The following is a 13245-nucleotide window of genomic DNA, read 5'->3' on the forward strand; positions in this document are numbered from 1 at the left end:
CAATCCCAAAACACAATTAGAATACTTGACATACTGTCTCTGATTCAAAGGAACACTTCCGAGCCAGTTGCGGCAATACGCAGCAGGAGCGACGACACAAGATAGCGGCTTCGTAGGATTCCACCCCGCCATCCGCATTCCGCCGGCCCCGTTACCTTTGCCGCTCCTACCATCAACCACCCCGCCCGCATGGCTAACCCCAACGACCCTTCCCTGCACTCCTGGATTGATATTGCCCCCGGCAGCGACTTTCCCATTCAGAACCTGCCGTTTGGCGTGTTCGAGACGGAGGAACGCGGCCCAAGGCTGGGCGTAGCCATTGGCGAGTACGTGCTGGATCTGTACGCCGTGGCCCAGTTCGGCTTTTTCGAGGACCTGGAGCTGGGCGCGAAGATGCCCAAGGTGTTCCGCCGCCGCTCGCTCAACCAGTTTATTGCCTTAGGCCGGCCGGCGTGGCGGGCCGTGCGCCAGCGCGTCTCGGAGCTGCTGCGCCACGACAGCACCGCGCTCCGCTCGGATGAGGTGATGCGTGAGTGCCTGCTGCGCCAGACCGAGGTGCGGATGCTGCGCCCCGTGAAGCCCCACAACTACACCGATTTCTACAGTAGCATCGAGCACGCCACCAACGTGGGCATCATGTTCCGCGACCCGGCCAACGCCCTGCTGCCCAACTGGCGCCACATTCCCATCGGCTACCACGGCCGGGCCAGCAGCATCGTGGTGAGCGGCACCGATATCCGCCGGCCCAACGGCCAGCGCAAGGCCCCCGATGCCGCCGCCCCCACCTTCGGCCCCTCGCAGCAGCTGGATTTCGAGCTGGAAGTGGGCTTCATTGTGGGCCAAAGCACCCAGCTCGGCGACACCGTGCCGATTCAGCACGCCGAGGACCACATCTTCGGGCTGGTGCTGTTCAACGACTGGAGCGCGCGAGACATTCAGAGCTGGGAGTACGTGCCGCTGGGGCCGTTCCTGGGCAAGAGCTTCGGCAGCAGCATGTCGGCGTGGGTGGTGACGCTGGATGCGCTGGAGCCGTTCCGGGTGGCCGGGCCAGTGCAGGAGCCGGAGCCGCTGCTGTACCTGCGCCAGCTGGATCAGCACAACTTCGATGTGCACCTGGAAGTAGACCTGCAGCCCGAAAACGGCCCCGCCACCACCATTTCGCGCTCCAACTTCGGGCTCATGTACTGGAGCATGGCCCAGCAGCTCACCCACCAGGCCTCCAACGGCTGCAACCTGCAGGTGGGCGACCTGTACGCCTCGGGCACCATCTCGGGCGCCACCCCCGACTCGCTGGGCTCCATGCTGGAGCTGGCCTGGCGCGGCACCCGCCCCCTGCCCCTGGCCGACGGCTCGGAGCGCAAGTTCCTGCTCGATGGCGACACCGTGACCATGCGCGGCTACTGCGAAAAAGACGGCCTGCGCATCGGTTTCGGCGAGGTGACGGGCAAGGTACTGCCGGCTCCTCCCCTGTCCTGGTAAACCCGTTCCGGGCACCCGCCCGCCCCCTGTTGTTTCTTTCGGCAATGCCCTACCGCAGCGGCGCCGCCCCCCGCTCCCTGGTAGCGGTGGGGCGGCGCCGCTGCCCGTGTAAAGCCCCGCCCCGCCCCCGATTTCCCGCGTTTTCAAGCGCCACCGTAACAACCCTGGGGCACGGGGCTCAGTAAGAACAGGGGTCCGGGCCGGGACCGAGCCTGCCTTTTCGCTCCCCCGGAACCCCGACGCCGCTTCCTTTCCTCTGTTCTCTTTTCCAGAATTTCTATGTTAGCAATGGATTATCGGGGCCCCAAGCGGGTCCGCGCCGTGCAGAAACCCATGCCGGAAATCAAACACCCCCAGGATGCCATTGTGCGCGTTCTGCGCGCCTGCATCTGCGGTTCCGACCTTCACCTCTACAACGGCAATGTGCCCGACACCCGCGTCGGCTCCACCTTCGGCCACGAGTTTGTGGGCGAAATAGTGGAAGTTGGCGCCGACGTTACGAAAGTAAAAGTGGGCGACCGGGTTATCGTCCCCTTCAACATTGCCTGCGGCGAATGCCACTTCTGCCGGCAGCAGATGTACGGCAACTGCCAGGAATCCAACACCGAGTCGGGGGCTATTGGCGGCATCTACGGCTACTCGCACACGGCCGGCGGCTTCAACGGCGGCCAGGCCGAATACGCCCGCGTGCCCTACGCCAACGTGGGCCCGGTTATCATTCCGACCGATATGGACCTGGACGATGCCGTGATGCTGACCGACGTGATACCCACCGGGTACCAGGGGGCCGAAATGGCCGGCATTCAGCCCGGCGATACGGTCGTGGTCTTCGGCGCCGGCCCCATCGGCATTGTGGCCGCCCGCTGTGCCTGGCTTTTCGGGGCGGGCCGGGTTATCATCATCGATAAGGAGGAATACCGCCTCGATTTTGCGCGTAATTATTCCTACTGCGAAGCCTACAATTTCGAGGAAGTCGGCGACCCGGTGATGTTCATCAAGAAAATAACCGACTGGATGGGGGCCGACTGCGTAATTGACGCCGTGGGTGCTGAAGCCGCCGGCAACGCGTTGCAGACCATCACCGGCCGCAAGCTGCTGTTGCAGGCCGGTTCGGCCACGGCCCTGCACTGGGCCATCAATGCCGTAAAAAAGGGCGGCGTGGTGTCGATTGTGGGCGTGTACGGCCCCACCGACAACCTGGTGCCCATCGGCAACATGATGAACAAGGGCCTCACCATCCGGGGCAACCAGACGTCGGTGAAACGCCTGCTGCCGCGCCTGATCGACCACGTGCAAAACGGCATACTCGACCCCAAGGGCCTGATTACGCACCGTTTGCCGCTGGAAGAAGTGGCCGATGGTTACCGCATGTTCTCCGCCAAGCTGGATAACTGCATCAAAACCGTGCTCCTGCCCCCTACCGCCAACCAGTAACCTCGCCTTCCTATGAAAGATACCGCCCTCAATACCCCCATCGACCCGAAGACCATTAAAGGCTGGGGCATCGATGCCGATCCTAAGAACGACCCCACCTACCCCATGCGCCACCGCATGAACGTAGGCGAAGACCCGCAGCCCAACAACCGGCCCGACAACCTGCAGCCCGTTAACACGGAGGTACTCAAGTCGATTGAGCGGCCGAACGTGTCGGCGGTGTTCGGGACGCCCGCCCCGCCCAGCGGCCTGAGTGGCGCGATTCGGCGCGTGGCCTTCCGCTACAGCGAAAACCAGTACAAACACTGGCTGCCCCTGGTGCTGGCCGACCGGGTGGACGTAGTGGAAGGCGTCGTCACGGACCTGTTCCACGGCCAGTTGCCCAACATCTGGGCCGAGAAGGGCTACGACATGGAGTGGAAGCACAACCGCACTGCATTCGTCACCAAAATGGCAGCCATTGGGGCCGTGACGGCGGGCCTGGTGGTGTGGCTGTCCAGCAGCCGTAAGAAACAGGAAGCGTACAAGCCCAAGGGCCGCAACTACCTGAGCCGGTTCTGACCCGTCCTGCCCCGATCTGAATACGCAAAAGCCCCTCCGCCGACCTGGCAGAGGGGCTTTTTTACGGGCCGGGCCAGCTGCTTTACTTCGCGCCCCGGATGATTTCGTCCACCACGGCCGGGTCGAGCAAAGTAGTTGTGTCGCCGAGGTTGCCGGTTTCGCCCTCGGCCACTTTGCGCAGGATGCGGCGCATGATTTTGCCGGAGCGCGTCTTGGGCAGGCCCGAAACCAGCTGAATCTTGTCGGGGCGGGCGATTTTACCGATTTCCGCCACCACCGTCTCGATAATGCTGGCCTCCACCCGGGGCATGTCGGCCTCGTTACGGCAGGCGCCCTCGCGGCAGATGACGTAGGCGTAGATACCCTGGCCCTTCACGTCGTGGGGGAAGCCCACCACGGCCGACTCCACCACGTTGGGGTTCTCGTTGATGGCATTTTCGATTTCGGCCGTCCCGAAGCGGTGCCCGCTCACGTTAATCACGTCGTCGACGCGGCCGATGATGCGGTAAAGGCCGTTTTCGTCGCGGCGGGCGCCGTCGCCGGTGAAGTAGTAGCCCGGGTAGGGCGCGAAATAAGTCTGCACGGCCCGGTCGTGGTCGCCGTACGTGGTCCGGATCATGCCCGGCCAGCTCTGCTTGATGGCCAGGTAGCCCTCCTGGTCGTTGCCCTCGATTTCGGAGCCGTCCTGGTTGAGCAGCACGGGCAGCACGCCCGGCAGCGGCAGACCGGCGCGGGCCGGCACCGAGGGCGTGATGCCGGCCAGGGCCGAAATCATGATGCCCCCGGTTTCGGTCTGCCACCAGGTATCCACGATGGGGCAGCGGCCCTTGCCCACGTGCTCGTTGTACCAGTGCCAGGCCTCCGCGTTGATGGGCTCGCCCACCGAGCCCAGCACCCGCAGCGAGTCGAGGGAGTAGCTGAGCACGTTGTCGAGGGGCTCGGCCATGAGGGAGCGGATGGCGGTGGGCGCGGTGTAGAAGATGCTCACCGAGTGCTTGTCAATCACCTCCCAGAAGCGCCCGGCGTCGGGGTAGGTTGGAATGCCCTCGAACATGAGGGAGGTGGAGCCGGCCAGCAGCGGGCCGTAGAGCAGGTAGCTGTGCCCCGTGACCCAGCCGATATCGGCGGTACACCAGTACACGTCGTTCTCCTCCACCTGAAACACGTTGCGGAAGGTGTAATCGGCCCACACCATGTAGCCGGCGGTGCTGTGCACCACGCCCTTGGGCTTGCCGGTGCTGCCCGAGGTATAGAGAATGAAGAGCGGATCCTCGGCCTTCATCTCCTCGGCCGGGCAGGTCTTGGCCGCATTATCGGTTTCCTCGTGATACCACACGTCGCGCTCCGGATCCATCTGCACGGGCCAGCCCAGGTGCTCCACCACCACCACTTTGCGCACCGAGGGGCAGGTTTCGAGGGCCTCATCCACCACGCGCTTCACCGGAATCTGCTTGGTGCCACGGTTGAGGCCGTCGGCCGTAATGACCAGGGAGGCCTGGGCGTCGTTCACGCGGTCGGCAATGGCAGTGGCCGAGAAGCCGGCAAAAATCACGGAGTGCACCGCCCCGATGCGGGCGCAGGCCAGCACGGCAATGGCCAGCTCCGGAATCATGGGCATGTAGAGGCAAACCCGGTCGCCCTTCTCCACGCCGTTGTTCATGAGCACGTTGGCAAACTGGCACACGTGCTGGTAGAGCTCCCGGTAAGTCAGGCGCAGGTGGCGCTCCTTGGGGTCGTTGGGCTCCCAGATCAGGGCCAGCTTGTTGCCGCGGGTGGCCAGGTGGCGGTCGAGGCAGTTCTCGGTGATGTTGAGGCGGGCCCCGGCGAACCACTCGTTGCGGCCGGCGGCCATGTCCGAGTCCACCACCGTGTCCCACTTACGGCGCCAGGTGAAGGGCTCGGCCACGGCGGCCCAGAATTCGGCGGGATGGTGGATGCTCAGGTGGTAGGCCTCGTGGTAACCTTCCAGACTGCGGATGCGGGCGTGTTGGGGGTTGGGGGTAGACATAAGATGAAGGGTTAGTTGTGTGCTGCCGGCTACTGGCCGTCCGCTTTCGTGCTCGAAAACCGACGCTTAAGACCCGGCAGCCAGACAGCAGTGGGAGAAAGAGAGTAAAGAAGTGGTCCTTGAATCCGAAACGGGCGCCTTCCGCTCCTGGCTGAGCGCTGCCGGTCAGGAGCCGGAAGCCGGAAGGTTCCCGATCCCGCGCCGGGCCAGCACGAGGCGGATTTCATCGAGGATGGCGGGGTCGTCGATGGTGGAAGGTACGGGGAAAGGCTCGCCGTCGGCCAGCTGGCGCAGGGTTTTGCGCAGAATTTTACCCGAGCGCGTCTTGGGCAGGCGCGCCACCACGGCCGCCTGCCGGAAGCTGGCCACCGCCCCGATGCGCTGGCGCATGAGCTGCACCAGCTCCTGCTCCAGCACGTCTTCGGCGGGCTGCAGTCCATCCTTAAGCACCACCAGACCCACCGGCACCTGCCCGCGCAGGGCATCGGCCAGGCCCAGCACGGCGCACTCGGCCACGGCCGGGTGGGCGGCCAGGATTTCCTCCATCTCGCCGGTGCTCAGGCGGTGGCCGGCCACGTTAATTACGTCGTCGATGCGGCCCATGATATAGCAGTAGCCCTCGGCATCCTGGTAGCCGCCGTCGCCGCTGAGGTAGTAGCCGGGGAAGGCGTCGAGGTAGTTGCTGCGAAACCGCTCGTCGTCGTGCCAGAGGGTGGGCAGGCAGCCGGGCGGCAGCGGCAGGCGCACGGCCACCAGGCCGGTGGTGCCGGCCGGCACGGGCTGGCCGGCCTCATCGAGCACTTCCACCCGGTAGCCCGGCACGGGGTGGCCGGCCGCCCCGGCCCGGGGCGGAGGCATATCGGGGTAGCCCACCAGCGTGGCCAGCATGGGCCAGCCCGATTCCGTCTGCCACCAGTGATCCACCACGGGCACGCCCAGTAGCTGACCGGCCCAGTCGTAGGTGGCGGGGTCGCACCGTTCTCCGGCCAGAAACAGGTAGCGCAGGCGGTTCAGGTGGTAGCGGCGGGCCAGCTCGCCGGTGGGGTCTTCCTTCTTGATGGCGCGGATGGCGGTGGGCGCCGTGAACAGCACCCGCACGTCGTGCTCGGCCACCACGCGCCAGAACGTGCCCGCATCGGGGGTGCGCACGGGCTTGCCCTCGAACAGCACGGTGGTGCCGCCCAGCAGCAAGGGCCCGTACACGATGTAGCTGTGGCCCACGGCCCACCCGATATCGGAGGCGGCCCAGAACGTTTCGCCGGGCTGTATGCCATACACGGCGCCCATGCTGTAGCGCAGGGCCACGGCGTGGCCGCCATGCTCGCGCACGACGCCTTTTGGCCGCCCGGTGGTGCCGCTGGTATAGAGAATGTAGAGCGGATGCGTGGCGTCGAGCGGCACGGCATCGGCGGGCGCCGCCCTCAGCAGCTGGCCGAAGTCCACCGCCCGGTAGGTTCGCCCGGCCGCCCCGGCCTGGTGTCCGGAGGCCCCTGTTTGGTGTTCCGAGGCCCGGCTTTGGTGTGTTGAGGCCCGACTTTGTTCCTCCGAGGCCCGGCTTTGGTGCATCGAGGCTTGGTTTTGTTCCTCCGAGGCCCGGCTTGGTTCTTCAGAAGCATCTTTTTGTTCTCCCGAGGTCCGATTTTGTTCCTCTGAGGTCCGGCTTTGTTCCTCTGAGGTCCGGCTTTGTTCCTCTGAGGTCCGGCTTTGTTCCTCTGAGGTCCGGCTTTGTTCTTCTGAGGCCCGATTTGCGGCCGTCGTGGTTCGGTCTGGAGGCTCCGGGGCCGGGTCAGCGGCCACGGAGGCTTCAGAAACCTCCCCGGCCGGGTCGGCGGGCAGCGTAGCCGGGCAGAAGTCGCGCTGGCAGACGACTACGTGGGCCGGCGGGTGCCGGGCCAGGCCGATGGCGGCTTCCACCAGGGGCAGGTAGGGAATCACCCGGTCAAACTCCAGCCCGGCCGAAGCGCAGATAATCACCCGGGGCCGGGCATCATCGATGCGCACGGCCAGCTCGGGCGGCGCGAAGCCCCCGAATACCACCGAGTGCACCGCGCCCAGGCGGGCGCAGGCCAGCATGGCCACCACCGCCTCGGGCATATTGGGCAGGTAGAGAATCACCCGGTCGCCGCGCCCCACGCCCAGGTCCCGCAGGCCCCCGGCGAAGCGGGCGGTCAGGTCCAGCAGCTCCCGGTAGGTGTAGCGGCGCACGGTGCCGGTCACGGGCGAATCGTAGATGAGGGCTACCTGCCCGGCGCGGCCCTGCTGCACGTGGTAGTCGAGGCAGAGCCAGCTGGTATTGAGCTGCCCGCCCCGAAACCAGCGGTAAAAGCCCGTGGCGGGGTCCTGGCTGAGCACGGGCCGGGGCGGGGCGCAGTGCCAAGCCAGGTGGGCGGCCTGCTCGGCCCAGAACTGATCGGGGTCGTGGAGGCTGGCGGCGTACTCGAGGGCGTAGGTGGGCTGCGACATGGGCGGGAAAGGGTTGGCGGGGAGGAATCAGGCGGAGGGCGGCAGCAGCTGCTGCACCTGCTGCATGAGCTGGCGGGTGCTGAAGGGCTTGGGCACGTAGAGGTCGGCCCCGGCTTCGTAGCCTTTCTCAATATCGGCCTCCCGGCTTTTGGCCGAAAGGAAAATAACGCGCGAGCCGGCACGATCGGGGCGCTGGCGCAGGTGGCGGCACACCTGGTAGCCATCCACGTCGGGCATCATAATATCGAGAATGACCACGTCGAAGGCCGTCTGGTCCACGGCTTCCAGGGCCTCGGTGCCGTTGCGGGCAATGCTGACCCGGTAGCCGGCCTTGCGCATGAGAAATTCCAGGGACATGACGATGTTCGGCTCGTCATCGACAATGAGAATGTGGGGAGGCTCCATGAGTAGTAGCAAAAAGAAACCAGGCCGTTCCAGTGCCGGCTTACCGGCAGCGGCGCCGGCCCAATGCCCCCCCAGACGGGCCCCGGTGAGGGCAAACCGACGGAAACCCGGGGCCGGCAGCAGCAGGCAGGCAGGGCGAATGACGCATGTTCAGGCGAAAAAAGGCAATTCCAGCGAAAACCGGGCGCCCTGCTCGGGCTGGCTTTCCACCCAGATGCGGCCGGCGTGCAGCTCCACAATCTTCTTGGTGATGGCCAGGCCCAGGCCCGAGCCCTCGGGCTTGCGCATGGTCTGGTGGCGGGCCTGAAAGAACTTATCGAAAATCAGCTGGTGAAACTCCGGCGCGATGCCCTTGCCGTTATCCTGCACCCACAGCCGCAGCCCCGCGGGGCCGGCCTCCACTCCCACCCCAATGCGCCCCGTACCATCACTGCGGCACGATTTAACGGCGTTGGAGAGCAGATTCACGAGCACCTGCATGAGCCGGTCCCGGTCGCCGGGCAGGGCGGGCAGGCCGGGGGGCACGGCCAGGTCGAGCTGAATGCGCTTGTCGCGCAGCAGCTGGCCCACGGCTTCGAGCGCGTCGGTTACCACGTCGGCCACGTCGAGGGCGGCCTTGTCGAGGGTCGCCCGCCCCGATTCGTACTTCTCCAGATCGAGCACCAGGGTGATGAGCCGGCTCAGGCGCTCCGACTCGCGGGTGATGGTGAGCAGAAACCGCTGGCGGTCGGGCTCGTCGAGGTCGGGGTTGTCGGTCAGGATTTCCGACAGGGCCCGGATGCTGGTGAGCGGGGTGCGCAGCTCGTGGGTGACGGTGTAGAGGAATTCGTCCTTGTGCTGGTCGAGTTCCCGGAGCTGGTCGTAGGCCTGCTGGAGCTGGCCGGTAAGGCCCTGGAGCTGGCGCTGCTGCTTCTGGAGCTGGCGGTTGGCTTCGAGCAGCTGCTGGCTTTCGCGCAGAATGCCCACCACGTTGTCGAAGCTGATGTCTTCCACGCCCACCGAGGAGCGCAGCAGCAGCCGGGCCGAGGCGGGCCCCACGGTCCCGGCCAGGAGTTTCTCGGCGTAGGCCAGCAGGCGCGGGTCGGCGGGCGGCGGCACCGCGGCCGGGTCCGACGGGACCCGTACGGGCGGCGGGGGGAAATGCTCCTCGAAGGCGCGCAGAGCCTGGTTGGTGCGCTTCTTGCCCAGAAAGCCCACCAGCAGGGCCCGCACGTCGGGCAGCGGGGCGGCACTGTGCCAGCCGGCCGACTCCTCGAAGCCGGCTTCCAGGCGGAACACGTCCACGAACAGCCGGGCCTGGCGCTGCTCCAGGGCCGAGGGCTGCTGCCGCAGCGAGAGGCCCAGGTAGAGGCCCACGTTCAGCAGCCAGCTCCAGAACAACCCGTGCGACAGCGCATCGAGCCCCTCCAGCCCCAGCAGCGCCCCCGGCCGCAGGGCGCTCAGCCCCCAGGGGCCCTGGCTCAGCACCGAGGCGGGCACCAGCCCCGGCCCGGCCATGGTGGGCAGCACCAGGGTATAGAACCACACGGCGAAACCCGCCAGCAGGCCCGCCGTGGCCCCGGCCCGGGTGCCCCCCTTCCAGTAGAGGCCGCCCAGCACCACGGGCACGAACTGGGCCACGGCCGCAAAGGAGATCAGGCCGATGTTGACCAGGGGCAGCAGATGGCCCACGGCGGCGTAATAGCCGAAGGCCAGCAGCAGCACCAGCACCACGGCCAGGCGGCGGCTGTGCAGCGTGGCCTGGCCCAGGCGGGCAAACCAGCGCGGACCGGCCGCCCGGGGCGCCGTCAGGCGCACGAGCAGGGGCATGAGCAGGTGGTGGCTCATCATCACACTCAGGGCAATGGTTTCCACGATAATCATGCTGCTGGCCGCCGAGAGGCCGCCCAGGTAAATGAACAGGGCCAGCCAGGGGTGGCCGGCCCGCAGCGGCAGGGCCAGCACGTAGAGGTCGGCATCGAGCAGCCCGCCCGCATCGAGCAGGCGCCCGCCGAAGGCCAGGGGCAGCACCAGCAGGTTGATGATGATGAGGTAGAGCGGAAACAGCCACATGGCCTTGCGCAGGTGGTCTTCGTTCACGTTTTCCACCACGGCCACCTGAAACTGCCGGGGCAGCAGCAGAATGGCCGACATGCTCAGCAGCAGCAGCGTGAACCACTGCCCGGACGTGGTGCCGGCCCCCTCCAGCGTAAACAGGCGGCTCAGCTCGGGCAGGGCGGCGGCCCGCGCAAACACGTCGGCAAAGCCGTCGAACAGGCCGTAGGTCACGAACAGGCCGGCGGCCAGGAAGGCGACCAGCTTGAGCAGGCTTTCCATGGCCACGGCCAGCACCATGCCCTCGTGCCGCTCGGTGGCTTCCACGGAGCGCACCCCGAAAACGATGGTGAAGAAGGCCAGCGCCACGGTGGTGTAGAAGGCCGAGCCCACGGCGGCCGCGTCTTCCATGGGCTGCTCGGACAGTCCCGGCACCCGGGTCAGAATATCGAAGGACGCGGCGATGGCCTTGATCTGGAGGGCGATGTAAGGCACCACGCCCAGCACGCACACCCCCGTCACGAGCGCGCCCAGCCCGGCGCTTTTGCCGTAGCGGGCCGAGATGAAGTCGGCAATAGAGGTCAGGCGCTGGGCGCGGCAGATGCGGATGATTTTACGCAGCACCAGCCAGGCCAGGGGCGCCATGAGCGTGGGCCCGAGGTAGATGCCCACGAACTCCAGCCCGAAGTGGGCGGCCCGGCCCACCGAGCCGTAGTAGGTCCAGGCGGTGCAGTACACGGCCATGCTCAGGGCGTACACGTAAGGGTTGCTCACCAGGCTGCGCCGCGCCGCCACGCGCCGCTCGGCCGCGTACGCCACCCCGAACAGCAGCACCAGGTACCCGAAAGAAAAGCCCAGAACCAGCAGCGGATTCATTTTCAATTACGAATTAAGAACCAGGAATTAAGAACGTTTCAGCGGGCAGCAACCGCGTCGAATTCCGCTCTCCTGATTCCGAGGTGAGGCGTCAGGTCTTTACAAAAAGGGCATTCTTACCGCTTACTTCCTACTTCTTACCAGCCAGCCCGTTGCCAGTACCAGCGCGGCCCAGGCCACCAGCACGTAGAGGTAGAGCACCGGAATGCCGGCCACCCGGCCGGCGTGCTGGAAGGCGCCCAGCAGCGGGAAGTTGAGCAGCACGCCGAACAGCAGGGCCACGAACAGCAGCTGCTGGCCGCGGCGCTGCTCCGGCCGCTCCGGGGAAGCAAGAGGAGGCATAAGGGCGGGGTGGGTTGGGGAAGATGCCAGGAGCCGGCGAGCGGGCCGCGGCGGCTATCCGGCGCCTAAAGCAAGCAAAATCCGCCGAACCAGGGGCGCGACGGATTTGCAAGGGGCCAGCGGGGGGGCCTACAGTGGTCAGGCCGCGGGCGTGTCTTCCATCAGCTTCACGTTGCGCACGTCCTTCATCAGGGCCGAGCCGATTATCCAGCAGAGGAAGGCAATGAGGACCGGATACAGCAGGCCGGCGTAGCTGCTCCACTCCTTGATAAAGGTGCCATCGGGCTGGGCGGCCGCGCGCAGGGTGAGGGCGGTGGCAATCAGCGGCACGAAGCCCCCGAATACGCCGTTGCCGATGTGGTAGGGCAGCGACAGGCTGGTGTAGCGCACTTTGGTAGGAAACAGCTCCACCAGGTAGGCCGCAATGGGTCCGTAGGCCATGGTCACGAACAGCACCAGGCAGAAGACGAGCAGCGTCATGGGCAGCAGCTGGGGGCTGAGGGCTTTCTTCACGGCCGGCACGGCCTTGCCGGTGGCGTCGACGGTGGCGGCGGCGGTTTCGGTGAGCGGACCGGCAAACTGCTTGAGGCCGTAGAAGATGGGAATGGTGAACAGCGCCCCGCAGAGCAGGCCCATCATGATGATTTTCTTGCGCCCGATACGGTCCGAGAGGCCCCCGAAGTACACGAAGAAGGGGGTGGCCAGCACCAGGGCCGCGCACAGTACCAGGGCCGCATCCAGAATATCGAGCTTGAGGGTGGTCTGCATGAAGGAGTAGGCGTAGAACTGGCCGGTGTACCACACTACGCCCTGGCCCATGGTGGCCCCGAACAGGGAGATGAGCACCAGCCGGCGGTTGACCGGGTTCACGAACGACTCGCGCAACGGGTTCTGGGAGGTTTTGCCCTCGGCCTTGGCCTTGGCAAACAGCGGCGACTCGTGGAGCTTGCGGCGGATGTAGTAGGAGGCAATTACCAGCAGGCCCGAGAGCAGGAACGGAATGCGCCAGCCCCACTCCTTGAAGGCCTCTTCGCCCATGGCTTTGCGGGTGGTGATAATCACCAGAATGCTGATGAGCAGGCCGGCCGTAGCCGTAATCTGAATAAAGGACGTGTAGTAGCCGCGCTTGTTATCGGGCGAGTGCTCGGCCACGTAGGTGGTGGCGCCGCCGTACTCGCCGCCCAGGGCCAGGCCCTGCAGCAGGCGCAGGAGCGTGACAATGATGGGCGCGGCCACCCCGATTTTGTCGTAGCTCGGAATCAGGCCCGTCACGAAGGTGGCGCCGCCCATCAGCAGCAGCGTGAGCAGGAAGGTGTACTTGCGCCCGATCATGTCGCCGATGCGGCCGAATACCAGCGCCCCGAACGGCCGCACCACGAACCCGGCCCCGAACACAGCCAGGGTACCCAGAATGGTGTCCTCGATTTTGCCGGTGGTGCCAAACAGCACCGGCCCGATGATGGCGGCCAGCGACCCGAAAATGTAGAAGTCGTACCACTCAATCACGGTTCCCACCGAGGAAGCCGTAATCACCTGCCAGATTTTGCTGGTGGAAACCTGATTGTTGTCGTGCTCCGCCGGAGCCTCGACGGCCGCCGCGTAACCGGGGCGAATTACATCCTGTGCCATTACAATGCGGGAGT

9 protein-coding genes are annotated in these 13245 nt (G+C 66.0%); 3 read left to right on the forward strand and 6 right to left on the reverse strand.

The genetic code is table 11. From position 1 onward, the window contains the following. Nucleotides 1-189 precede the first annotated feature (189 nt). The 3 genes from fahA (at nt 190) to KLP40_RS04890 (ending at nt 3474) form a co-directional block, all read left to right on the forward strand. Nucleotides 190-1479, forward strand: a complete 1290-nt coding sequence (gene fahA / locus KLP40_RS04880; RefSeq protein WP_215592582.1) for a fumarylacetoacetase — start codon at nt 190-192, stop codon at nt 1477-1479. A gap of 279 nt (nt 1480-1758) precedes the next feature. Then, nucleotides 1759-2913 (forward strand): zinc-dependent alcohol dehydrogenase, encoded by a 1155-nt coding sequence (locus KLP40_RS04885; protein WP_215592583.1) that lies wholly within the window; start codon nt 1759-1761, stop codon nt 2911-2913. 12 nt (nt 2914-2925) lie between these two features. Continuing rightward, nucleotides 2926-3474 (forward strand): hypothetical protein, encoded by a 549-nt coding sequence (locus KLP40_RS04890; protein WP_215592584.1) that lies wholly within the window; start codon nt 2926-2928, stop codon nt 3472-3474. A gap of 82 nt (nt 3475-3556) precedes the next feature. Here KLP40_RS04890 and acs read toward each other — a convergent pair whose 3' ends face one another. The 6 genes from acs to KLP40_RS04920 all read right to left on the reverse strand — a co-directional run bounded on the left by acs (nt 3557) and on the right by KLP40_RS04920 (nt 13231). After that, the gene (acs, locus tag KLP40_RS04895; protein WP_215592585.1) at nt 3557-5482 is read right to left on the reverse strand and encodes an acetate--CoA ligase; all 1926 of its coding nucleotides are present in this window, start codon (nt 5480-5482) and stop codon (nt 3557-3559) included. Nucleotides 5483-5647: 165 nt separating this feature from the next. After that, nucleotides 5648-7945, reverse strand: coding sequence for an AMP-binding protein (locus tag KLP40_RS04900; RefSeq protein ID WP_215592587.1), 2298 nt, complete (start codon nt 7943-7945; stop codon nt 5648-5650). Nucleotides 7946-7972: 27 nt separating this feature from the next. After that, complete coding sequence (locus KLP40_RS04905) at nt 7973-8350, reverse strand: response regulator transcription factor (protein WP_215592588.1); 378 nt, start codon at nt 8348-8350, stop codon at nt 7973-7975. 150 nt (nt 8351-8500) lie between these two features. Next, nucleotides 8501-11260 (reverse strand): sensor histidine kinase, encoded by a 2760-nt coding sequence (locus KLP40_RS04910; RefSeq protein WP_215592589.1) that lies wholly within the window; start codon nt 11258-11260, stop codon nt 8501-8503. 123 nt (nt 11261-11383) lie between these two features. After that, complete coding sequence (locus tag KLP40_RS04915) at nt 11384-11602, reverse strand: hypothetical protein (protein WP_215592590.1); 219 nt, start codon at nt 11600-11602, stop codon at nt 11384-11386. A 138-nt stretch (nt 11603-11740) separates the two neighbouring features. Beyond that, nucleotides 11741-13231, reverse strand: coding sequence for an MFS transporter (locus tag KLP40_RS04920; RefSeq protein WP_215592591.1), 1491 nt, complete (start codon nt 13229-13231; stop codon nt 11741-11743). Nucleotides 13232-13245: the final 14 nt, after the last annotated feature.

Source organism: Hymenobacter piscis, from assembly GCF_018760735.1.
Classification (GTDB): domain Bacteria; phylum Bacteroidota; class Bacteroidia; order Cytophagales; family Hymenobacteraceae; genus Hymenobacter; species Hymenobacter piscis.